The organism is Neobacillus sp. PVCKKU3 (assembly GCF_058323225.1).
In genome coordinates, this window is record NZ_JBLVQN010000064.1 from 1 (window position 1) to 24,553 (window position 24,553).

A 24,553-nucleotide genomic window follows, 5' to 3' on the forward strand; every position below is an offset into this window, starting at 1 on the left:
GTAATTACAGAGTCATTTATTTTTATCCGGAAAGCACGAATTATATGCCTACTTTAGTTTTTTGAATTCAATTGGGGAGTACCCCGTGTATTTTTTAAAACTGCTGCTAAAATATTGGGGATTGGAGTACCCTATCTTTTCCGCCACCTCATAAGTCTTTAAATCTGTTTGTTGAAAAAGCTCCATTGCCCTCTTCATCCTCGTTTCAAGAAGGAAATCGCCAAAGTTAAACCCCTTTTCCACTTTGAAGAGGTTACTAAGATAGGCTGAACTGACATGAACCTCTTCGGCTACCGTTTGAAGATTTAGATTTGCCACATGATAATGTTCACGAATGAAATCAATGGCTTTATCAACGAGTGAGTGCTTTTGATTGGTATTAATCTTTTTAAGAAACTCAGACAAATCTACTGCTATGGTTTTAATCTCTATAAAAATTTCATCGATCGTCTGCATATTTACAATTTTGCTCTCGGCATTCTCAAAGCTTGAATAATCCCAGGTCTTCGCGATTTTGGATGATTCATGGAAAATTAAACTGATGATCCTGATAGCAAGCAGGGTCACTTCTTGTAAGGATGCTTTATTATTTGTTAAACGTTCCTTTGTCTGGTCCAAAAGTTCCGTGACTTTTTCCGGAAGCCCCAGTGAAATATACTGGAAAAGATCCTCTTCTATTGCTAGCTGAGCGACCACCTGGTTACAATCGGAAGATTCAATATCTTCGATGGAAAAAGCTTGATTGATACCAATCAAGTGGCGGAATTCCATCGCTTTAACTGCTTCTTGATACGAGCAGGAAAGGCCTGAAAGTTCATCATATATTCTCCCTCTCGTAACCGTAATGGTCGTATTAAACGTTTCCTTTATGGTCGAGAGGAGTTCACTTGTCACATCGGAAATAGAATAAGTAAAATCAGCAACCGATTGATCTGAACCAAAAAGAAACATGGTAAAATGATCGGATTCATCGTTCAAGGTGCAGCCATCCATGCTTAAAAGATTGAGAACGCTTTTGCAGTGATCCATCAAATGTTCTTTCATCGTTTCCATATTGGACTGAGGGTCAAAATCTGTTTGGTCCATTTTGACATATAGAGCTGTAACGGGTGACCCACTATGCTCTATTCCTACTAAACTCAACTCTTTGTAAAGCTCTTCATTTGTTACATCGTTAAGTCTTAGTTTTTTTAGAAACTGCTGTTGGATATAGTGTTGGCTTTCGTTAAGATGGTTTTCTGTTCGTCTCTCAAAATCTAAATCGGCCGTTGCTTGTTTCAGCTTATCTAGTAATTCACTAGTTTCTACAGGCTTTAGCAAGTAATCATATGCCCTTAATCGTATAGCTTCCTGTGCATATTTAAAATCTTCATATCCCGTCAACAAGATAACTTTTATTTTTGAATTAAACTCCCTGATCGCCTTTGTCATTTCAAGACCATCCATAAACGGCATTTGGATATCGGATATGACAATATGAGGTTCTGTGGCTTCAATGATTTCTAAGCCTTGTTCACCGTCTCCAGCAACACCCACCAGTTCAAACCCATGCTCAGTCCAAGGAATCACACTGGATAACCCCTTGCGGATAATTCGGTCGTCATCAACTATTACTACCTTATACATTAGTTAACTACTCCCTTCGTCTTAGGAATCCTGACAACGGACCTTGTTCCTGCCCCCAGCTCGCTTTCAATCGATAACCCGTAATCCTCCCCAAAGTGCATCTGGATTCGTTCATGGACGCTTCTAAGACCAATGCCAATGATCGCGGAATTTCTACTTTTGTTAGAAAGCTCCTCCCTAATCGCAGATAATTTTTCGGTATCGATACCTGAACCATTGTCGCTCACTTCAAGGAATATAATATCCTCTTTTTCATACCCTTTTACTTCAATCTTCCCTTTTCCTCTCTTTTGCTTGACTCCATGATAAATGGCATTTTCAATCAGAGGCTGCAGGGTCAGTTTAACAATTCTATATTGTAATAGATTGCAATCTACATTTATCTCATAGGAGAAATTATCACCATATCTCATTTCCTGGATAATCAAATAATTTTGGATGTGAGCAATTTCTTCTTCCAAACTGATAATTTCTTTCCCCCTGCTGATACTAATTCGAAAAAAGTTGGACAGAGCTGTAATCATGCTGCTAGCTTCCCGATTCATTCCCATATCAGACAAGCCCTTTATGGAATAAAGAGTATTATATAAAAAGTGGGGATTAATTTGGGCATGCATAATTGAGAATTCCAGATGCCGCTTTTCGTCCTGCTCAAGCCGTATTTGGTCTAATAGACTATTGATTTTAACCATTAAATCATCCAATGCCGTTCCTAAGATTCCAATTTCTCGAGGGCCATTGTGAGAAAAAGCAAATTGTAAATTTTTCTCATTGATGAGTTTTGTTTGTGATACTAGAGCAGAAACCGGATTTGTTATGTATTTTGAGAAAAAGTTGGCTATTAAGATGGCTATTCCAGTTAAAATGAGAATGACAACAACCGTTACAATTTTAATATAATTGACTTTCTTTAAAATCTCATCCGTTGGAAAAACAGCCGCCACCTTCCATTTATTTACACCCATGGTATCATATATGATCGTCATCTTTTTCCCGTCTGCATTTTGAAACTCATATCGTCCTCTTTCTTCCTTTAACGATTGCAAATGATTTAATTCTTTTGAATTTAAGCTGTATTCAATTGCCACTGCTTTGGAATTGAAGGCTCCTTCAGGGCTTACTAGGGTGAGGTAACCGTGGTCCCCAATCAAAGATTTATTTAAAACGTTTTCAAAAAATTCTTTTCTTAAATTAAAGAGTAATATACCATTCGCTTTCGAGTTGCCATTACCGATCAACTTAAAAACACTTACCACTTCTGAATCACTGGCAAAAATATCATCAGGATGCTCATTATGCCAATAAAACCCTTCCTTGCTGCCTTGATAAAGTTCTCCATATTTCTTATATGGAAATTGATTGAATTTCATCCGGAAATCGCTTCGATATAACGTAAACTTTCCATTTTGCATATCCACCAGAATAGAATCAATAATCGAGTTAAAGTTCAAATGAATCACTTTTAACGAATTATTTATTTTAATATAATCCTCAGGCCTCACTTCTGAAGATTCCGAGTTAATCAAATCCAGTGTCTTCGGTTCATTAGAGAAGGCAACCAGCTGTTCAAATACATCATATAATCTATTTTCCAAATAGGCCTTCGTCTGAAATACTGTATCATCGACACTTTTATAGGCGTTTTCCTCGAGCTGGGTAACAGCCAGATGGTAGGAAATCCAGCCCGTAAATGCAATAAAAAAAATGATAACTGGCAGGAATAATGAAATAATCGTGGATCGAAAAGAGAATAGAAAATACTTCTTTATAAATGCGACAAGTTTGTTTCTCATAGGCAGACTAGGAAGCGTTTTCACATTTGCACCCTCCTCTCCATTTCTTTTATACAAAAAATCTTATTTTAAAAATACAATATTTTACTAACCTAGTAAATGGGTCTTCTCACGCATCCAAAAACTTCCTAGATGATACAGCTAGAACCCATAAACAATTTTATGGGTTCCTTGAGCCTATTTTAACTTTCCAGTCCCCGCCTTGGCTTTTACCAGTGCAGGGACAGCCTGTGTCGGTTGGATATTTGTGAATAAGGTTGGTGCCCAGCCTACATTTTCATCGAGCTGGACAGTATGTGTATTATTAAAAGCTTCGACTAAATCGACTTCATTTGCAGAGCTTTTCCCATTTACAAAGGATCCACTTTCATAGATTGTGGTGCCCTTCCAATCCTTGATAATTTCTCCAGGATCAACATCATAATCAAAATTAAAATAATTATTCTCTGCATAAATTTTTGAGTTTACACCAACACCAAGGGCATAGTCGAACTCATAATCTGAGTCATTAGTAAACTCATAGTAGTTATTGTAAACATGTACCTGGCCATAACGGACCCTTGGCAGACGCTGTGTCAAGTTCTTGTAATAGTTATGGTGAATCGAGACCTTTAAGTGTCCCTCGTCGCTCTTTTTACTATCACTGGAGCCAATCAGCGAGGTCTTGTCGTGATCCTCTAACACATTGTAGGAAATGGTTACATAATCAGCGCCATTTGTCACGTCAAGCAAGCCGTCATGCTGCTGATAGGTCCTACCGAAAACCTTGCCAAAATCCTCATCATGGTGCACTCCATCAGTAAGCTTGTTATGGTCAATCCATACATTGTGAGTGCCATTTGTTATTGTTACATTGTCATATTCTGAGTTCCATTCGCCGTAATCGCCATCTGTCGGGTCCCATTGCGGGAAGAAGTCAACTGGTGCTTCAAATTCGATATTGCGGATAATGATGTTTTCAACGCCGCTCATTATAAAGCTGCCGCCGATAATCTTGGCATCATTGCCTAGTCCAATAATGGAAGTGTTTGAGCCAATGTTCACAACTATCTGTTGTTTTTGGTTTTGGGCAGAGCGTGCACGTGCATCTTCCAGTAGACCGTATACTTCATCTTCGTGTCCCCATACAGCAGGATTATAGGCTTCGAGGTAAGCATTATAATCATACAACGGATCTGCATAATACTCAGGTCCGATTGGGTTATTATTTGAATCTACGTTAAAGTCAATCGTACCTTTAACATAAATAATTTTAGGGGTGTTATCCTTACCTCCGCCAAGAGCATTAAGAAGCTCAGCTTTATTGGTTACAGTAAAAACATGGCTGGCATCCGCGTTTGCCCCGCCAGTGGTTCCTTTACCATAGGAAGCCCAGCCATCCTTCGGTGCAAGGACATCCCTGCCCAAATTCGTTGAAGATGCAGAAACCGAGGAAACCCCCATAGCCAACAAAGAGACTGCTAAAAGACTGCTAAATGTTTTTTTCATTCAGACAACACTCCTATATTTTTTTAGTCAAGAATATCGACAATTGCCATGCTTGCTAAAATAAAGGCACCAACACCATGAAGGTCATTTTCGGAAACTGGACGAGAAACATAGTAGTCATATACACCAGCAGAAGTTCCGATACAGATTCCTTTCATCGTTAAGGAATCACCATCGACTTCAATCATTTTGTTTAATAATCCTTGGTATCCTTTGACAGCAGATTCAAGGTATTCTTTACCGACATACCCTTCACCAACAGCCCTTGCAATGGTATAAATGAACAAGCTTGAGCAGGAGGATTCAAACCAGTTATCTTGTTGGCTTCCTTTGTCCACGATTTGATACCATAATCCGGTCTTTTCATCCTGATAGTTTACAAGGCTTTTAATTAGGCTTTGCAAGGATTCTATCAATTCTTCTCTTCCGCTATGATCCTTTGATAGAAGATCAAGGATATCTATTAAAGCCGTTCCATACCAGCCAACTGACCTTCCCCAAAACTCGGGCGAGCAGCCTGTTTCTGGGTTTGCCCAAGGCATCTTTCTGCTTTCATCGTAGGCATGGTATAGGAGTCCGGTTTTTTCATCCTTCATATTTTTCCTCATCAGTTTTTCCTGATATAAAACCATGTCATCTAACCCTTGTTCGTTAAAGGCATTTTGGTACATTAACGCAAACGGACCAGCCATATACAAGCCATCCAGCCACATTTGATAAGGATATTTGTCCTTATGCCAGAAACCGCCTTCTTTCGTCTTGTTCAAGGTATGATATAAAAATCTAAGTTTATCCGCTGCTTTTTTATAACGCAGATCGTTCGTCTCATTCAACAATGGATATAATAATATCCCAACTTGAATCGAATCCAGCTGATCCCGCTCGAATAGAAAGTTGCCCTCTTCATCCAGAAGATTATCAATATAGCTCTTTAGATAATCAAAATACTCCTGATTCTGCGTCTTTTCCCAAACACGCTGCATCCCATAAAGATAAACTCCCTGATGATAGTGCCATACATTGGCAGGCGGCAGTTCTTCCGGAGTAAAGGTTCTCATTAGCGTTTTTGACGCCTTCTCAGCCATTGCTAAAGCAAGTTCTGCTGTTACATCAGTTGTTTTTGTTTCTGAATAGCTCATGATTGTACCTCCTGATATACTATTGATTTAAAATATTAACTAAATATAGATTTGTCGTACCCTCACGGTCGGAAGTGAATAAGATTTTCTCATTATTCCAGCTGAAGGTTGGATGGCAATGTGTTTGCTGCGTATTCCAGCTCGTCATATGGGTACATAGCGTCTCCACGGAAGCTTCTTCTCTTTCAATGTTGATTAACACTAGGTCTTCTACTTCATCCCCAACCAATAAAGTATTTTCTCGATTGCTGTGATAATGGTTGCAGTAATAAGGCAGATCAACTGTCCGGAGAATGGTACCATTCTTGTCTGCAAGGCCTATAAAGGGAACTTGATCGGTCTCTACTTTTTCGACGGTAGCCTGGGTTTTATGTACTGTAATGGTTCCGTCATGGCCTTTTCGGCGATTGTCAAAAAATATTTTTCCATCTGTCGTCCAGAATTCATGACCGATGCAATCATCTTCTCCTTGGCGGTAAACTGGCTGCACACTTCTGCTGGTGATATCAATCAGCCACATCCTTTGGTGGACAAGGTTCCACGGCCCTTCATGACAAAACATCCCCAGGCTGCTGTCTGTCGGACAAAACTGAAAATGCCCGAGCCAATGGGTATCTTCAAAAACATCGATTACCTTAGAGCCATCTAGGCTTATGAGGGTAATCCAGCCCTTTTTGGTCGCAAACATCGTTTCTTTAAACCCTTTGTAGTTAGCTCCCCGAGGAATAGCAACCCGCTCATTCCTAGCCAAACCGATATACTTTTTATCTGGGGAAATATGTGGATGGCCGAGATGAACATTGTTTCTCTCTTCATAAACAACCTGGATTTCCGATGTTCTTGTATTTAGTTTTTTTATCACCTTTCCCGTGACATAAACAACAATCTCGCTGTCTGGGGTTTTCGTATGGCTGCCTGGCTCAATCCCTTCTATTTCATCGGTTAATTGAATAATGCGTCCTGTATTCAAATCCATTTTAAATAGATTATAGAGTCTCGGAGTCTTAGAAGATCGGTCAGAAAGGAAGTAAATCTCCTCGTCTCCAAGGCTGAAAGAATTATCTGTGAAATAAAAATGGTAATTGTTAGAGCCATCAGATGTTAATTGCAAAACAGTCTTGCCAGTCTTCTCATCCACATATTCCTTAATTTCAGAGGGAAACTCTTTGCCTATCAACCTATTCACCACCTTAGAAGAGGTAAAGCCGTCTCGAAAGTAAGTTTCTAGACGGCTTTATTTTTATTGTTTATTTCTTGAAATGCTCATCATATTTCTTTTGAGCGTCTTCAATTGCTTTTGCCCACTGATCTAGGAATTCTTCCACTGTCATTTTTCCGCTCATTACAGCTTGTGTTCCAGGGTCCACGACAGTATCAAGAATGGATCTGTACTCAGGAAGATAAAACGGCGGCTCATAAAGGATCGTATTCTTGTCATCATAAACTTTAAATGCTGTTTGAATATGTGGAGAATCCTTTACCCAAGCTTCGCTTAATACATCAGAGTTGGTAGGAATTTGTCCAACCTGCTGGTTCCAGTAAGATTGGCTTTCCTTTGAGTTCATGAATGCAGCCAGTTTCCATGCTGCATCAGGGTGCTTCGTTGTTTTAAAGACACTAATCCCGATGGTGTTACCACCTTCTGCCACATACTTGCCATCAGCAGTTTTCGGAAGTGGAATCGCTTGGAACTGGTCTGGCTGTAACGCCTCTTTATGCTCGCCAAAAGAACCAATGTTATGCTGAACCATGGCAACTGCACCTGTATCGAATCCGGCAATCATTTCCTTATAACCGTTAGTAATATCACTTTGCGGAGTATTTTGCTTATAGAGAGCAAAATATTTTTTTAAGAATTCAACGTGTTTTTTGTTGTTGATGGTACTTTTGCCATCCTTGATGTAGTCCTTTTCCCCAGAGTATGCATACATTAAACGCTGTAATTGGAATGATCCGCCAGCGCCGCCGCGGATAGTATACCCATAGCGGTTGTTTGCTTTGTCAGTTTGCTGCTGGGCGGCTGTGAAGAACTCATCCCAAGTCTCAGGAATTTTAGTTCCCTTTTCCTTAAACCAGTCAGGGCGGACCCATAGGATGTCAAGATTTTGTGTGTAAGGAATGCCGTATAATTTGTGGTCAACAACGATTTCCTTGTTAAATGCAACAGCGCCTTTATTGATTTTCCCTTTGTCATCCCATTTATCGAAATAAGAATCAAGTGGGAGCAATGCTTCACGGAGCGCAAATTCAGGAAGCCAGCTTGTTTGAACACTGCCCACGTCAGGTGTGTCTTCTGCAGCAATCGATGCATCGTACTTTGCTTTGGCAGAATCCTTTGGCAGCCCGACATATTCAACGTCAATGTTAGGGTTTTTCTCTTCAAATCGTTTAATTAACTCTTCCCAGATTGGTGTACGCTGAGGTCCGGCATTTTCATCCCAGAATGTTAACGTAACTTTTTCATTTGGATCTTCTTTCTTTTCCTTTGTATTGGCTTCTTTACTGCTGCCGGAGTCGGAACTGCAGCCTGCTAACAGTAATGAGGCAGCCATTGAGGCAACAGCAGCTGTTTTAAAAAATTTCTTGTACACAAAAATCCCCCTTAACTTATTGTTATATATAATTTTAAAATTAACCCCTAGATTAACCTTTGACAGCCCCGCCCATGCCATTGACCAAATGCTTTTGTGCATAGGCGAACAAAATGACTGCCGGTATTAAAGCGATTACACTTCCTGCTGCTAAAGCACCATAGTTGATATTGAATTCACCCATCATGTAACTGAGGCCTACTGGCAGCGTGAACTTGCCCTGCTGATTCGTCAGCATTAAAGCAATCAAGAATTCATTCCATGTGTAAATGAAGGTAAACACACTTGTGGCAACAATCCCAGGAACCAGCAGCGGGAAGATGACATAGCGGATGGCCTGCAGTTTATTGCAGCCGTCAACCATTGCTGCTTCCTCAAGCTCTCGTGGAACATTTGAGATAAAACCATTCATTAACACGGTCGTAAATGGGATTTCAACAGCCGCATAGGTAATGATTAAGGAAAGCGGGTTACTGATTAAGCCCATAAATTTAAAGATAATAAACAGCGGGATAATGAGCATGGACCTTGGGATAAACTGCGTGCATAGAAGCATCAGCAAAAATGCCCGTTTCCCCTTGAATTTGTATCTGCTTAATGCATAACCAGATAGTGTTGATAGAATTAAAACAATAAAAACTGTGCAAACACCTACTAGTAAACTATTTTTAAAGTAAGTGGAAAACCCAACATTTGTCCAGGCTGTCACGAAGTTATCGATCGTCGGCGACGCTGGTAAATATCCAAGCGGGCGTTTGACGATATCTCCTTCATGCTTAAAGGCCGTATTGATGGTCCAGTATAACGGAAAGAGAGTAAAGGCGAGCATGACCAGAAGCGGGAGATTAAATGTTAGAAGCCGGTCAACTCTTTTCTTTGTTTTAATCATTAGTTACCCTCCCTATCATATCTTGTAATGCGTAAATAAATAATGGCAAAGACTAGCAATATAGCAAAGACTACAACAGTTAGCGCTGATCCATAGCCAAAATTCGATCCGTGTACTGCCTGTTCTGCAATGTACATCGTCAAGGTGGTGGTACTGTGTGCCGGACCCCCTCCTGTCAGGTTGAATAGCAGGTCCACGTTATTAAATTCCCAAATTACACGAAGTAACGTTGTTAGGACAATTGTATTTTTCAATGATGGCAATGTCACATATAAGAACGTTTTCACCCGATTCGCACCATCTACCCTTGCCGCCTCATACAGTTCTTCCGGAATACTTTGAAGCGAAGCGAGTAAAGTAATGGCAAAGAAAGGAATCCCTCTCCATAACTCTGCAATAACGACCGATATAAAGGCACTAGTGCTGCCAGCCAGCCATGCTTTGCTTTCACTGATAATGCCTAATCTCATAAAAAGATCATTGATGACACCCATATGTTCGTTAAACATGAGAGACCACATGACAGAGGCTAACACACCCGAGATTGCCCACGGGATAAAGGCAGCTGATCTTACCATTCCTCTAAATTTAAATTTCTGATTGAGAAGAAGTGCTGCGATTAAGCCAAAGATTAGCTGTAAGCCGACCTGAGAAACCACCCATTTTAACGTAGTGAGCAAACTTGGAAAAAATAATTTATCCTCCGTAAAAATCTTCTTGAAATTGTCTAGCCCAGCAAAACCGTTATAGAACGGTGCGGAGATATCATAGTGCTGAAGGCTGTAGTAAAATACAGTTCCGATTGGATAGAACAAAAAAGTGACAATCATTAATGTAGAGGGGAGAATAAACAAATAAGGAATCCATTTATCTGATTTGAATTTTTTCAATGGTTTCTTTTTCTCCGTAGAAACAACTGGTACTTCCAACTCTTGTCTAAGGTTCATTGAATGGATCCTCCTTTCTTGTTTTTTATTGTAACCGAAACCGCTTACACGAAGAATTCAATATCTTTAGAATATTGTTAGATATTTTTAGATGTTTATAGTTTTTTAGAATGATTTTTCTTTAAGAAATTGTAGCAGCACTGGAAATTCAATTATAAAAGGACAATTGAAAAGGCAGCTCCCATTAACTGCCTTTTCATCAATATAAAATTTACTAGCCTTATAGGTACTCTATAGTATAGTAAAAATACGACAGAATATTAAGAGTCTAGTCTACAATAGTAACATCCTTAAATACAAAAAGCGGGTCGCTTGTAAGAGAATTTTTAGATTTGCAGCCGGTTATTTCTACATCCTTCCCGTTTTCCACATAGAAAGCCGGTCCTTCATGATTGCTGACTGTTACCCGGTGGAACCGGATATCCGACACATTGCAGCAATAAAAACCTCTTTGTTTCATCGGCTCAAGTTCCACCATCATCGCTGGCACTCCTGGTTCAGCCTCTTCCGCCATCGAAACAGAAACATTATCAAACGTAATATCTTCTAGATACATTTCAGCGAGACCATATAGAAATCCCGCCGCAGCACTAACCTCACGAGCCGTAATATTGGAAAAATGAATTCTTCTAAACACCGGTGTTTCCTTTGTAATCGGGTAAGGATTTTTATCCCATACATATTTCTCTTCACCGCGCGGACCCCAGAAGTAATAAAGATTGGCAATGAAAGGACAGATTACCCCCTTCATGACAATATTGTTGATTCGAATATCCTCAATCACTCCGCCCCTGCCCCGTCTCGACTTCAGGCGGATCCCACGGTCTGTTCCCTCAAATATACAATTGCTGACGGTTACATTCCGGATATCTCCGCTCATCTCACTGCCAAATACGATGCCGCCATGGCCATGAATCATTGTACAATTGGTGATGGTAATATTCTCACATGGGATCCGCTCCGCTGTTTCCTCAGTTCCTGCTTTGATGGCAATACAATCATCGCCCACGTCTATATGGCAATTAGAAATGCGGACGTTTCGGCAAGATTCCGGATTGATCCCATCCGTATTGGGAGAGTCGTTGGGATTATGAATCCGAATATTGTGGATCGTTACATCCTCACAGCAAAGAGGATGAACGGTCCAGCTTGGAGAGTTGGTCAGTTTCACTCCAGAAATCAGGACATTTTTACAATGGTCGAAGCCAATTAGCTTCGGCCGTGGGAATTGATTTTCTTTTTTCCGAAACAGGCTCCACCAATAAGGTCCGCTGCCATCCAACGTACCATGACCGGTTACCGAAATATTTTCACTATTTTCAGCATAAATACAAGAGGCGTAGACTTGCCTCGTTACACCTTCCCAGCGGGAATCGACGACTGGGTAATCTGTTTCATCAGGGCTGAACACTAAAATGGAGCCAGCCTCTAAATATAGATGAACATTGTTTTTTAGAATGATGGCTCCCGTCAGGAAACGTCCAGCAGGCACATAAACAGTCCCTCCGCCCGCTTCTGCACATGCTTCAATGGCACGTGAAATGGCGGCAGTATTAATCGTTTTTCCATCGCTGATCGCGCCATATTGTTTGATATCATAAATACTTGATGTCCCTGGACTAAACATTTTTTTCCATCCTTTTCATAAGTTACAGCTTATTGGCTACCGAGCCGACGGATTTTCCTTCCGTTCAGGCTCCAATACCTTCTATTGTCTACCTTACTAGCTGATTCTCCTTCGGTTCGGGCTCCAATACCTTCTATTGTCTACCGTATTAGCTAATTCTCCTTCAGTTCCGGCTCCAATACCCCTTGTTGGCTACCGTAATAGCTGATTCTCCTTCAGTTTGGGCTCCAATACCCCTTATTGGCTACCGTACTAGTTGATTCTCCTTCAGTTCCGGCTCCAATACCTCTTATTGGCTACCGTACTGGCGGATTCTCCTTCGGTTCGGGCTCCAATACCCCTTATTGGCTACCGTACTGGCGGATTCTCCTTCGGTTTGGGCTTCAATACCCTTTTTTGGCTACCGTGCTGGCGGGTTTTCCTTCCGTTCGGGCTCCAATCCCCTTTTTTGGCTACCGTGCTGGCGGGTTTTCCTTCGGTTCGGGCTCCAATACCTCTTATTGGCTACCGTACTGGCGGATTCTCCTTCGGTTCGGGCTCCAATACCTTTTATTGGCTACCGTACTGGCGGGTTTTCCTTCGGTTCGGGCTCCAATACCTCTTATTGGCTACCGTACTGGCGGATTCTCCTTCGGTTCGGGCTCCAATACCCCTTATTGGCTACCGTACTGGAGGATTCTCCTTCGTTTTGGGCTTCAATACCCTTTTTTGGTTACCGGGCCGGCGGTTTTCCCTCGCGTCCAGGCTCCAATACCCCTTATTGGCTGCCGATCAAAAAATTCTCCAAAGAAGTCCAGTGGTATGCAGCAAATAACCAATTCTTTCCATGCGTTATTAAAAAAATTACCTATTTTAAAATGTGATTACGCAGCGGTACTAAATGATTTTCCGTGATGCCCTCGAGCACCAGCTTAGCTATCTGTTCCGCCCCAGCCTCCTGAAAATGTGTATTATCCTGAACACCATTTGGGTAGTTTACATTCTCGCCTGGATTTAGCCATAGAAAAATATCCTTAGTTCCTTCTGGTCCAAGCTCCTGGAATAACGCCTTGCTTTTAGCAGTTAGGTCAATAACAGGTACATTTTCTTCCTGACCAAGCTCCTTCATCGCAGCAGGGTATTCACCATGGGAATCGCGGGCTATCCCGTCTGCCGTAAAACGACGCCGCTCAACTGGAGTCACAAGGACGGGTTTTGCTCCTTTTGCCCTAGCACCATCGATGTACTGCTTTAACCAGCTTTTATAAGTGGTAGACGGTTCAGTATAACGAGTCGGGTCCTCCAGCTTTTCGTCATTATGTCCAAATTGAATGAAAAGGTAATCCCCCTTTTCAATCTGATTTAAGATGGAATCGAGTCTCCCTTCATCAATAAAACTTTTTGAGCTCCTGCCTGAGGAGGCCTCATTTTTGACAACGATTTTATCATCGAAAAATCGATCAAACACCTGCCCCCAGCCGGCTCTTGGAGCTAAAGAGTCTTCGTAGTTAGAAACCGTTGAATCACCTGCCAGATAAACAGTTATCCGGTTCTTGTGGGTGTTTTCATCGTTAGCAGCTTTAGATGGAAGATCTCCCATAAACGTACTAACTACCAATAAGAACAAAAGTACCAATAGCATTTTTTCTTTCAGTTTTTTTCTCATCAAACCCCTCCAAGAATTCTAGTTTGACATCAAACAGGGCATAAATTAGAAGAATTACGCCCTGCTCGTTTCTGTGAATCTATTAATTTTGTTTTGCCTGTTCACTAATTGCCTTACCAGGTACTAAGTGAACCGATGCACTTGGTCCAAAGCCGCTCCAGCGATAACCAAAAACCTTCTCAAGGCCGTTAGGAATCACGTCGGATAGTCTTTCCCTTTTTGAATACTTGGTTCCCTTTCCAACTGCTTCCACCTTAAATGTGTACTGTTTGCCTTGTTTCAGGCCAGTAACGATATAATGTGTTTCAGCTGTTGTTATTTCTGCATTAATTGGCGTAAATACAGCTTCTTCTGGCTTAATTGGCTGCCCGTTTACATAAATGCGGTACCCGATCACCTCTTGATTTTTAGCTGAAGCCTTGTTCCAAGAGAGGGAAACGCTAGTACCATCCGTACCAATCTTGGCTTTTAGCCCGCCAGTAAATGACGGAGCCCCAATTGCGTACGGAACAGCTGTTTCGACTGCCAAGGATGAGCCGTATGGTGTCTTATTGCCTGCAAGGTCGACTGCCTCCACTTCCACCACATATTTTGTTCCTGGCTGAAGATTGGTCAGTGTATAATTGCTAGATTTTGCAAACCCGTGTAATTCCCCGTTTGCATACACATTATAGCCGGCGATACCGATATCATCACTTGCTGATTCCCAGTCCACCGATGCCCAAGTAAATCCTGGGTAAACCACGTTAACTTCCTTTCCGCTAAAAGTATCATTTGCAGAAATCTTCGTTGTTGGTTCTTTAATCCGAGTATCTTCTGGAAGCTTTGGTCCCGTTTTATCCGCTTCTCCTTTTGTTGTTACTTTAATCTCGGGTCCGTCTGCAGTACGGTTGCCAATTGCATCGGCAGCCTCCACTTTAAATGTATACTCCTTAGCCGGGGTTAAATCAGTAACCGTGAAACTGGTAGTTTTCGTTGTTGAGTAATCTGTTCCAATTTTCTCTCCGTCCTTATAGACTGTATAACCAGACACGCCTGTATTGTCGGAGGCACCATCCCAAGTCAGCGTAACGCTCTTTCCATCTTCTGACGATACTGCTTGGACCGCTGCACTTTTAGACCATTGAGGTTTTTGAGCAGCATCTGCAGGTGCTCCTGTGGTATTTTCAAAGAAAAGACCTGTTGAATTGGTAATTCTCCATGGGTTGCCGTTATTATCTTTGACGTTTGTAAAAGAAACATTTTTAAACGTAAAATCTTTTGCGTAATCCATCTTAACTGAAAAGACATTGTCGAATTTAACATTTTCAAAGGTAATATTCTCGTGATAGACTTCCCCTACATCATTATTTCCTTGAACAAGAATTGCTTGTTTCTTACTGCCGCCTTGATTGCGCACTGTCGTATTCTCAACCTTAATATCCTTAAATTGAGAAATTTGCTGTGCTGGCTCATACAAAATGGCCGCATTCGGATCATCATAGGAGGAAGTAAAAACAAACGGTCCATCCCCGTCAATTCCCTCTAATGCATTATCCCTGAACAGGATATCTCTCGCCCCGCCGCCCATTGGCGTGTTTGTCTTGGCGCGCAAACCCACATCTGTTTTATACATGATGTTATCTTCTACTAAAAAGTTTTGGAACCAGCCGCCAGTATGGCTTCCCGTTACCACTCCGCCGTGACCTTCACGGATATAATTGTTGAAAATCCAAGCCTCTCCAGTAGGCTCCTCTTCTGCTGCTGCCTGTCCCATACCTGCAGCAAAGTTAATTGCGTCATCTCCGGTATCCACAAAGTTATTAAAAACCATAATGTTCTGCGAATCACCAAATTCAAAACCGTCAGCATTATTGGCATCGTAAGTTTTAGCTGTTGTACCATTTACCACGATGTTTTTACTATGGAGATTCACAATTCCGTGGAATGATGGGTTCAGCTGGGTAAATCCCTCGTAATACATGCCGTCGACACCGCGTACGGTAATCAGGTTGGAACGAGTAGAATAGGCAGATTTAGCATTCATCCCGTCAACCTCAGCCGCATAAGTTTGGTTTGCTGCCAAAATGCCATATGCTTCATCATGATTTAATGGGCTCAATTTTCCATTTACTACTGAAACATCCCCTGTAACTTTTGTGTTGCTCCCTGCCATTAAGCGCGGAAGCTCATTTCCTGCCTCGTCAATTGTTGGTGAGCTTGGATCCTGCTTCCAACCATTCCCATCAATCGTTCCTTTACCGACAATCCGGATATTCTTCAGGCTGCCGTAATCATACGAATGAGCATTAATTAACGAATAAGATCGTTCATCCGTTGAGTAGTCATACAGCCAGAAATTTCGGCTGTAATCTTCAGCATCTGGTGAACCAAGCAAGTATCCATCGACCTGCAGTGTCATGTCAGACTTTAGCCAAATCTCACCAGTAATATATTTCCCTTCCGGAATTAAAACTTTTGCTCCCGGTGTGGCAGCATCAATGGCGGCCTGGATAGCTTTGGTATCCTTTGTTTCGTCGTTCGGCGTCGCCCCGAAATCAACAATATTGAAAACCTCCGGTACAGGAGTTGTTTTCCCAGTAATTTTGTTGGAAGGAGCAGATTCGACGCCCTCTGCATTGACGGATGTCACATAAAACTCATGAGATTTGTTTGGTTTGAGATTTTCCACGGAGAAATTATGTACGAGAATATCAACGTGGAAATTGTCTTTATCGATATTCTTGTAGAAATTATCGATATAAGCCTTGGCAGGACCGCCATTATCTTTTAAAGCACTGCCAATTTTCTTGCCATCCATATAAACATTGAAATCTACGATATCACTGTAATCCTTTGGTTTTTCCCATACAAGGGTGATGCTGTCTTCGTCATAAGCAAGGTTTGGTACCTGTAGCTTTACAGGCGATTCAGGTGCACTTCCCGAAGATGGTTTTTCGGCATATGCTGCTGGACCGAGCTGGCTGAATACTAGTAACGATCCTAGAATAATAGAGCTACCTAGATTAAAACTCTTCAACTACGTTTCCACCTTTCATATGAGTTTTTGTGAAACAACTTTTTTCCCCTCCTTCCCCCCTTTTTCCTTTTAACATGCTAACCATTATAAGTGAAACCGCTTTCTGAAATAATCAAATATTTTTAGATTTTTCTAAAATTTCTTTATGAATTTGTGTTTTTTTCGATTTTTACGGCGATTCTTTTACCAAATTGACAGAAAACATCAACGCTCTAGTGAAAATTACACTAGAGCGTTGATGTATGCAATCTATTTAAGTGTTAAATGCCCTGCACCTGCATTCGTCTTCACAATGTCCGGAACATCTATTGTTGGATTCATAGATGTATACAATGTTGGCATCCAGTCGACAGGGGCTAAATTGGTACTAGCTGTAAGATCAACATTGCTGCCATTTAATAGGGTCCCTTCATCGGTAAACTGTGTTCCTCCCCAGACTTGGAAAAGATTACTTGCAGTCAAAGCTTGATCCATTTTGAAATAATTGTTTTGTGCAAAAATTTCCGATTTAAAACCAATTCCCAATGAGTATAGATAAGGGTAATTCGGATGATCCTTTGTTCCTTCATAATAATTGTTATAAATATGAACCTGACCGTAGCGGACACGCGGTCCCCGCTCTGTTATATTTTGATAGTAATTATGATGAAAGGTGATCCTTTCTTTGCCTAAATCATCTGTATAGCTATCGCTGCCACCGACAAGAGTAGTTTTGTCATGATCATGAAAATGGTTGTAGGACACCGTAATCAAATCGGATGAATTAGTCATATCCAATAACCCGTCGTGCTGCTGATACTGGCGGCCAAAATACGTTTTGGACTGGTCATCTGGCATGCCGCCGTCACTAAATGAGTTATGGTCAATCCAAATATGTGTGGCATTCTTAACCGTAATGGTGTCGAATGCAGAATTCCAGTTTCCGGTACTGCCGTCCGTTGGATCCCATTGTGGGAAGTAGTCAAACGTATTCTCGAATTCGATATTTCGGATAATCACGTTATCAACGTTTTGAATCATCAGATTACCTCCAAGAATTTTAGCATTTGATCCAGGTAATCCAATCAACGTAGTATTCGCGCCAACTTTAATTTGGATATTGTTCGCCTGGTTCTTCTCTGAGTTCCTGCGCGCCTCCTCTAGCGGACCTGACGGCATAGAGTCTCTTCCCCAATGTTCTGGATTGTAGGCTTCCAGATATTTTTCAAAATCATAATTCGGATCTTTATAATAGTCCATTCCAACCGGATTTTTTTGTTCATCCACATTCATATCAATTGCGCCCTTGATATAGATAATTTTTGGAGTGGAATTCGTATCATTTGTACTATTGTTTCCGCCTAGGGCTTGAACAAGCTCACTGCGATTAGTAACTGTAAAAATATGCGCTGAATCTGCCTTGGAACCGCCAGTTGTACCAGTCGTGAAGGACCCCCAGCCGTCATTTACTGGAAGCTCCTGTTTGCCAAGTTCCTTGCTGCTTGAGTTTATAACATTGATGGTCAACGGAACCACTTCATTAGAAAAATAAACATCAATTGTTGTCGAGCCTTCTTTCAATCCTGCCAGATAGGATTTGTTGATGGTCAGCACGTTTCCATCAATGGTATAGGCGCCTTTTTTCAAGACCTCTTTCCCTTTGGAAATCTTCGTTATTTTTTTCCCTTGGACCACAGCGTAAATGTCTGCTTGTTTTTCCACATTTTTATCAAATGTTGTATTAGTAACTTCAACAGCTGGATTATAGTGTACCTTTGGCATTGTTACCTGAACAGTAGGATCCCAGCCATCAAACACTTGTGGTATGGTCATACTTGCCTCTTGGCCGGTAAGTTGTGTTGACAATATTCTTGATGCTGGATCAGCCCCTGGGCCGTAGCTATTGTATTCAGAAAAATAGCTCTGTTTACAGCTGCCGGCGCAGGAAGTGGACCAACCGTTGCTGTCGAAATGGCTTGAATCAATTAATGTATTAATATAACGGACTCGGGCATAATCTTTCCAGGCCCTGCCTAAGTCGTAAGCTCCCTTTGCTGAAGACCCGTCTACAATTTGCGAGTTTAAAATCACATAACCTTTATCTGTAACATTAGCTTGGGCTGCTGCAGTAATATGCCCCCCTGCAGTTGCACCATCAGGAACATTGCTGACCAGGACCATCCGATTGTTATTTAATACTACCGCTGAGGCCTCGCCGAAAATAAAATCAACATCCCCTTCTATAATGCTGTTGTGAAAGTATTGCCGTCCTTGACGGTTAGAACCATTGCCGTTATATAACGTATCTTGATAGCCCTTAAGTTTAATAGATTCGAATGATGCTTGATCCCCTTTGATATTAAGGGCAACAGCTTGGGCGACATCTGTACGCGGACCGGCACTGTTCTCGATGGTCAGGTTAGAGGCATTGAAATGATCGGCTTCAACCTTGACTGTCTGGCTCAGGAAGGTGTTCCCGGTGTACCCTGGCTTTCCTTGCGTTGAAGGAGTGCCTGCATAGTCGCCGTAGGTAATAACAGTTTTATCCGTTCCTGCACCTACAAGACTTACGTAAGGGCTATTAATCTCTAGCTTTTCCCGATAAGTCCCTGGAGTAATATAAACAATAATTCGTTTATGATTGTCCCTTGGAATCGTATCCACCGCACTTTGAATCGTATTGAATACAGTTGTTCCGTCCGCTGTAGCATCCTTATCGACAGTCAGCACTTTGGCAGGAAGTACAGCCACTTCATCCGTACTTTGGCTTTCGCCGTTTTCATTGACAGCAGTAATGACATAATAGTAGGTCGTTCCATTCGTTACCTCGGCGTCCTCATATGATGATTCGGAGGTATTTTTAATAATGGTATATGGGCCCCCGCTGGTAACAGACCGTTTTACATTATAAGATGCTGCATTTGACTCTATTTCCCAAGACAAACTTACCTTGCCATCATGGGCAGTGGCTGTGAATTCTTTCGGCAACTTCGGTGCACCTGGTACTTCTTCATATGGTCTTGCTTTGACTTGATTGGAAATCATGCTCGCCACTTTCTGATTGGAAGCACTGACCACATAATAATAGGTTTCTCCGTTCTTAGCGGACTCATCAGAATAACTGGTTCCACTAACAGTGGCAATTGTTTCGTATGGTCCGCCACTAACAGCACTGCGACTAACCGTATATGCATCTGCACCAATGACAGAAGTCCAGTGTAAATCAACTTGACTGCTGCCGGATTTGGGGCTAAATAAGACAGGCGCATTTAAAGGCGAAAAAGAAGACACTTTTTCAAGCAGTTTCTCTGATCCTGCCCCTCCAGGATTCCAGGCAGTTAACTTATAATAATACGCAGTGTTGTTCAACAAATGTGTATCAAGATAAGAAGTATCAGTAATTTTTTCGGAATTATTATTTAACAATTGTACAAAAGGGCCATTTGGAGTGGTGCTTCTTTCTAAGGTGTAGTAAGTGGCCTCGGGCACCGGATCCCAAGATAAGCTAACTTGGCTATCCCGGGCAACCGCTTTGAAATTGGTGATTTCCGCTGATGGAGGAGGAACATTATTGATATATGCTTTGGCAATATTGGAGAAAGCACTTTCCCCATTTTCATTTACCGCTGTTACTTTGTAAAAATAATCCTTATCATTGATCAGGTTTTTTTCATTAAAATCGATATACGTATTGGTTTTTACTGCTGAAGCGATTTTTTCATAGACTCCATTTGGTTGATCGCTTCTATACACATTATAGGAATCTACTCCGCTAGCCTTATTCCAAGTAAGTTCCGCTTTATGATTGGAACCAACCGCCGAAACATTTTGGGGTGTGGTCACCTCTTGGATGGCAACGGCTACGTTGTCTTGATATGAACTTCCTGTTGAAGATCCAGGCGTTCTGACGTTGATCGAAGCGATATCTGCAACTGGTGAAGCGAAACTGAAATTACCGTAGTATTCACCATTGATGAATAAGTCGGCAGTATTGGCTTTGACATCGGCAACATATTTAACATTGTACCAAGTATTGGGACTAATCGATTTAGGGGAACCGCCTACTTTAAAGGAAAGAGCCGTCTTATTATTGCTATCCAATAATTCCAAAACATAGGAATCTCCCATTACTTTTGGCTGCATAAAGTCAGCAGACGCAGTCACTCCCTTTTTGCTTTCAGCCGTTACTGGCGTAAACCTTTTATTGAAACCGGCACGATACTTATTAGCATCATTAACCCATAACACATTGCTGTCATTTCCGGCAATAGTGCTGGAAGTGTTGCCGAAACTATTTGTCAGATTAGTATTGTTTATGACTGTCGCATTATTATCGCTTGAGAAAGTGGTGGCTGTATTTGAACCAACAGGCGGATTGTATCCGTCCGGGAAAGTTCCCAGCTGACTGTCTTCAAAATTGTCATTGACTAAATATTCTCCTGGTGTTCCTGCTGCTTCAACTGAATTCTCACTTTCACCCGTCGAGGTGACAACGTTTACAACATAATAGTAGGTGTTTCCGTTTGTAACATTATTGTCTGTAAAATTTGTTGAGATTACATTCTCAATTTGCGTATATGGGCCCCCTTGAGCAAGACTGCGTTTTAGATTATATGAAAACGCACCTTCCACAGAACTCCATGTGAGATCGACTTTTCCGTTACTGCCTGCAGCAGTTAAACCAGTTGGCGCCAAAGAATTTGCTGTGGTGGAGGCTTCAGCCTTCACTAATCCTTTACTTGGGATATATACTGCAATCATTAGCACACAAAGTATCAGGCGAAAGATTTTTATCATTGCATGGTTGCCTCCTATTATTTTATGCATTAAGAACTGTCCTTTCCCTCCTTTGTTAATTGAATAGCTTCCAGTTGGCACGTTTGCACGTAAACATCATTGTCAAATACTAGCACTCCTCCTCTTTTAATGAATCTAAGGGTAATTATATAAAAATGTTTGCTTGAATAACGTTTAAAATATTTAGAATATTGTTTCATATTTTAAGGTCTTTACTACAAGGAGAATAATTTGGGAAACTCTCCGCTGCCTTCCTTTTAAAAATAATGACTAAAGTCATATATCACTGTTGACGAAGGTGACTATATTCGAATTTCCGGTGGTCTTATAATCAAGTTGTAAATAAGAAAAATAAAATGAAATTGAAAATAGGCTCACCAGAAAAGGAGAATGAAAAATGAACGGATTAGCAATGTATGGAATATTCTTTGTGATTTTTGGATTGGTATTTTGGAGACGTACGAGGGCGATGGTTCGTCCGGTTCAAGGATCGGGGATCAAAATATTGCTCCCGATGGTCTTTTTACTTCCGGGGTTTTCCGCACTTTTACAATTTCAATTGCACTTAAAAGTTTGGGAAGTTGGCGTTGCAGCTTTAATCGGAGTATTGCTCGCAGTTCCGCTTATTTTTACAACCAACTATGAAATTCGTCAGGACGGAAAGATTTATGCACAAAAAAATAAAGCCTTTTTTATTGCACTGATTGCCGTTCTTGTAATTCGAATCGCTTTAAGACAATTTATTTCCGGCATCGATCCAATTAGTTTAAGTATGCTTTTCTTTACAGTTGCTGTTGGCTATGTTGTTCCATGGAGAATTATTTCCTTTGTTAAATTTAGAAAGGTAAAACAATCACAAATGCTCGGCGAAGAGATCGTAACGATTAAAGCATAACTTTTTCTAAGCAATCTGGGCACGACATTTATCAATGAATGTCGTGCCCAGTTTATTTAATTCATCTAGTCATTTTTTCAAAAAATGCCTATTTCTCTGCCATTAACTAATTTTGGGATAAGGTAGATAGGACATGGGAATAATGAAAGGTGTTCGTGAAAAAATCACAGGAAAGGAGAGAATTACATGCCACAAGGAGCTACGGAAACAAGCACCTTAAAAGTTGGTGATCAGGCACCTGATTTCACCTTGGAAGCACATGGCGGCCGCAGGGTTACTCTGAGCGAATTCCGCGGAACAAAAAATGTATTTCTTTGTTTTTACCCACTAGATTGGACCCCAGTTTGAGGCGCGCAAATGCCTTCTTACGAGGATGATTTACCTCGTTTTGAAGAGTTCGATACCCAGGTCTTGGGTATTTCAGTCGATAGTGTCCACAGTCATGATGCATGGCAAAAATCAATTGGCGGCATTTCCTACCCGCTTTGTTCCGATTTTTATCCGCATGGAGAAGTTTCGGAAAAATATGGAGTCCTTCGCAAAAACAAAGGCGAGGCTGCATATGGGGCTTCCGAGCGTGCCCTGTTTATCATTGATAAAGAAGGTATTGTACAGTGGATTGATGTCCATCCACTTGATCGACAGCCTGATAATGAAGAGCTGTTTGATGTACTAAGAAAACTTTAAATGATTTTAAGAGAGTAAAATAAGGAGGATGGGTATGGAACTCTCAAGAAAAGCCATCCCATATACACCTAGCAGTAAACCGCTTCATGAAATGACCATTATGATTGTTTCAACTTCTGGCGTCCATTTGAAGGAGCAGGAACCTTTTAACACGAATCCCTCAGAAGGAGATGCGACCTTCCGCATTATTCCAGGTGATGTTGATTCCAAGGATTTAATGGTCACCCATGCGGCCCCAAAGGAGCATTATAATACAGATGCTCCTAACGAGGATATAAACTGCGTTTTCCCTATCGACCGCCTCCGGGAAATGGTTGAGGATGGAGACATCGGCGGAGTAGCAGAAAAACATCTAACCATGATGGGCTATTCCATGAGATTGAATAAAATTAATAATGAAACCATTCCCGCGCTGGTAAAAGAAGTCGTCCGTTCCAAAGCGGATGCAGTACTCTTAACTGCCGGCTGACCGCTCTGTCATCGCACTGTAGTTACAGTGCAGCGCGGCATTGAATCACAGGGAATCCCGACAACATTAATTACGTTGGACGTTGAACAATCCAGTTTGATGAGACCGCCTCGTGCGATCCATCCAGTTGGATTCGAATTCGGACATTCATTGGGAAAGCCTCATGATAAAGTAACACAAATGAAAGTATTACTGGCAGCACTGGCAGAGTTAAATGAAAGACAAGAGCCAGGGCACATTCATGATGCTCATTTTCCAACATATAATTGAATCAAAAAAGGGTCCGCAGATGCCGGCCCTTTTTCGGTTTTTTTCTAAGTTATACTTCGGACTATAATTCGTTTGATTCAAGCATTGCGGTTAACCGGGATTCGGGATTCGGACACTTCCTCCCATTTTCAATCAGTTTTGTCCGAGGTTGCTCAGGTTCGGACACTTCTTCCTCTTTTTCAATCAGTATTGTCCGAAGGTTGCTCAAGTTCGGACACTTTCTCCTCTTTTTCAACCAGTTTTGTCCGAAGGTTGCTCAAGTTGGGACACTTTCTCCTCTTTTTCAACCAGTTTTGTCCGAAGGTTGCTCAAGTTCGGACACTTTCTCCTCTTTTTCAACCAGTTTTGTCCGAAGGTTGCTCAAGTTCGGACACTTTCTCCTCTTTTTCAACCAGTTTTGTCCGAAGGTTGCTCAAGTTCGGACACTTCCTCCTCTTTTTCAATCAGTTTTGTCCGAAGGTTGTTCTGGTTCGGACACTTCCTCCTCTTTTTCAATCAGTTTTGTCCGAAGGTTGTTCTGGTTTGGTTTTCTGTCAAGAAAGTGGACACTAAAATTTGAGACTTTTTAAAACAAAACCACTACCGCACTTCGTTTGGTCCGGTATTAGAAATGATTAGTCGAAAAACATAACTAATCATTTCTAACACCAAATGGCTAAATTATGAGACATACACGACTTCCTTATCCAGGC

At 41.4% G+C, this 24,553-nt stretch carries 18 protein-coding genes; 5 read left to right on the forward strand and 13 right to left on the reverse strand.

Annotation, left to right across the window (positions count from 1 at the left end; all coding sequences use genetic code 11):
* Positions 1 to 48: 48 nt before the first annotated feature.
* From ACNQGS_RS27560 to ACNQGS_RS27600, 9 genes are all read right to left on the reverse strand, one after another.
* On the reverse strand, positions 49 to 1,626 hold the full coding sequence (locus ACNQGS_RS27560; RefSeq protein WP_491490170.1) for a response regulator transcription factor: 1,578 nt from the start codon (positions 1,624 to 1,626) through the stop codon (positions 49 to 51).
* On the reverse strand, positions 1,626 to 3,443 hold the full coding sequence (locus ACNQGS_RS27565; RefSeq protein WP_491490171.1) for a sensor histidine kinase: 1,818 nt from the start codon (positions 3,441 to 3,443) through the stop codon (positions 1,626 to 1,628). The genes ACNQGS_RS27560 and ACNQGS_RS27565 overlap by 1 nt, the downstream gene beginning before the upstream one ends.
* A gap of 153 nt (positions 3,444 to 3,596) precedes the next feature.
* Complete coding sequence (locus tag ACNQGS_RS27570) at positions 3,597 to 4,907, reverse strand: pectate lyase family protein (protein ID WP_491490172.1); 1,311 nt, start codon at positions 4,905 to 4,907, stop codon at positions 3,597 to 3,599.
* A 23-nt stretch (positions 4,908 to 4,930) separates the two neighbouring features.
* A complete protein-coding gene (locus ACNQGS_RS27575) occupies positions 4,931 to 6,046 on the reverse strand; it encodes a glycoside hydrolase family 88/105 protein (protein ID WP_491490173.1) in 1,116 nt (371 codons plus the stop codon).
* Positions 6,047 to 6,065: 19 nt separating this feature from the next.
* A complete protein-coding gene (locus ACNQGS_RS27580) occupies positions 6,066 to 7,223 on the reverse strand; it encodes an oligogalacturonate lyase family protein (RefSeq protein ID WP_491490174.1) in 1,158 nt (385 codons plus the stop codon).
* A 70-nt stretch (positions 7,224 to 7,293) separates the two neighbouring features.
* Positions 7,294 to 8,637 carry an ABC transporter substrate-binding protein gene (locus tag ACNQGS_RS27585; protein ID WP_491490175.1) on the reverse strand — a complete coding sequence of 448 codons (1,344 nt, stop codon included), beginning with the start codon at positions 8,635 to 8,637 and terminating at the stop codon, positions 7,294 to 7,296.
* 52 nt (positions 8,638 to 8,689) lie between these two features.
* On the reverse strand, positions 8,690 to 9,526 hold the full coding sequence (locus tag ACNQGS_RS27590; protein ID WP_491490176.1) for a carbohydrate ABC transporter permease: 837 nt from the start codon (positions 9,524 to 9,526) through the stop codon (positions 8,690 to 8,692).
* Positions 9,526 to 10,473, reverse strand: a complete 948-nt coding sequence (locus tag ACNQGS_RS27595; RefSeq protein ID WP_491490177.1) for a carbohydrate ABC transporter permease — start codon at positions 10,471 to 10,473, stop codon at positions 9,526 to 9,528. Before ACNQGS_RS27595 ends, ACNQGS_RS27590 begins: the two co-directional genes overlap by 1 nt.
* Positions 10,474 to 10,741: 268 nt before the next feature.
* The gene (locus ACNQGS_RS27600; protein WP_491490178.1) at positions 10,742 to 12,100 is read right to left on the reverse strand and encodes a glycoside hydrolase family 28 protein; all 1,359 of its coding nucleotides are present in this window, start codon (positions 12,098 to 12,100) and stop codon (positions 10,742 to 10,744) included.
* 240 nt (positions 12,101 to 12,340) lie between these two features.
* On the opposite strand from ACNQGS_RS27600, the gene ACNQGS_RS27605 reads away from it, so the two are divergent.
* Complete coding sequence (locus ACNQGS_RS27605; RefSeq protein ID WP_491490179.1) at positions 12,341 to 12,994, forward strand: hypothetical protein; 654 nt, start codon at positions 12,341 to 12,343, stop codon at positions 12,992 to 12,994.
* Here ACNQGS_RS27605 and ACNQGS_RS27610 read toward each other — a convergent pair.
* The 3 genes from ACNQGS_RS27610 to ACNQGS_RS27620 form a co-directional block, all read right to left on the reverse strand.
* Entirely contained in the window at positions 12,948 to 13,679 is a 732-nt protein-coding gene (locus tag ACNQGS_RS27610) for a rhamnogalacturonan acetylesterase (RefSeq protein WP_491490185.1), read from the reverse strand. The genes ACNQGS_RS27605 and ACNQGS_RS27610 overlap by 47 nt on opposite strands.
* A 148-nt stretch (positions 13,680 to 13,827) precedes the next feature.
* On the reverse strand, positions 13,828 to 16,764 hold the full coding sequence (locus ACNQGS_RS27615) for a fibronectin type III domain-containing protein (RefSeq protein ID WP_491490180.1): 2,937 nt from the start codon (positions 16,762 to 16,764) through the stop codon (positions 13,828 to 13,830).
* A 249-nt stretch (positions 16,765 to 17,013) separates the two neighbouring features.
* Positions 17,014 to 21,540 (reverse strand): pectinesterase family protein, encoded by a 4,527-nt coding sequence (locus ACNQGS_RS27620; RefSeq protein WP_491490181.1) that lies wholly within the window; start codon positions 21,538 to 21,540, stop codon positions 17,014 to 17,016.
* Between the two features lie 397 nt (positions 21,541 to 21,937).
* On the opposite strand from ACNQGS_RS27620, the gene ACNQGS_RS27625 reads away from it, so the two are divergent.
* From ACNQGS_RS27625 to ACNQGS_RS27640, 4 genes are all read left to right on the forward strand, one after another.
* Positions 21,938 to 22,435, forward strand: coding sequence for a CcdC family protein (locus ACNQGS_RS27625; protein WP_491490182.1), 498 nt, complete (start codon positions 21,938 to 21,940; stop codon positions 22,433 to 22,435).
* Between the two features lie 186 nt (positions 22,436 to 22,621).
* Positions 22,622 to 23,122 carry a redoxin domain-containing protein gene (locus ACNQGS_RS27630; RefSeq protein ID WP_241113659.1) on the forward strand — a complete coding sequence of 167 codons (501 nt, stop codon included), beginning with the start codon at positions 22,622 to 22,624 and terminating at the stop codon, positions 23,120 to 23,122.
* A gap of 34 nt (positions 23,123 to 23,156) precedes the next feature.
* Entirely contained in the window at positions 23,157 to 23,591 is a 435-nt protein-coding gene (locus tag ACNQGS_RS27635; protein WP_491490183.1) for a glycine/sarcosine/betaine reductase selenoprotein B family protein, read from the forward strand.
* A gap of 27 nt (positions 23,592 to 23,618) precedes the next feature.
* Positions 23,619 to 23,861: a hypothetical protein gene (locus tag ACNQGS_RS27640; RefSeq protein ID WP_213116164.1), complete on the forward strand. Its 243-nt coding sequence runs from the start codon at positions 23,619 to 23,621 to the stop codon at positions 23,859 to 23,861.
* A 61-nt stretch (positions 23,862 to 23,922) separates the two neighbouring features.
* Here the strand turns inward: ACNQGS_RS27640 and ACNQGS_RS27645 are convergent, their stop codons facing one another.
* A complete protein-coding gene (locus ACNQGS_RS27645) occupies positions 23,923 to 24,069 on the reverse strand; it encodes a hypothetical protein (RefSeq protein WP_491490184.1) in 147 nt (48 codons plus the stop codon).
* Positions 24,070 to 24,553: the final 484 nt, after the last annotated feature.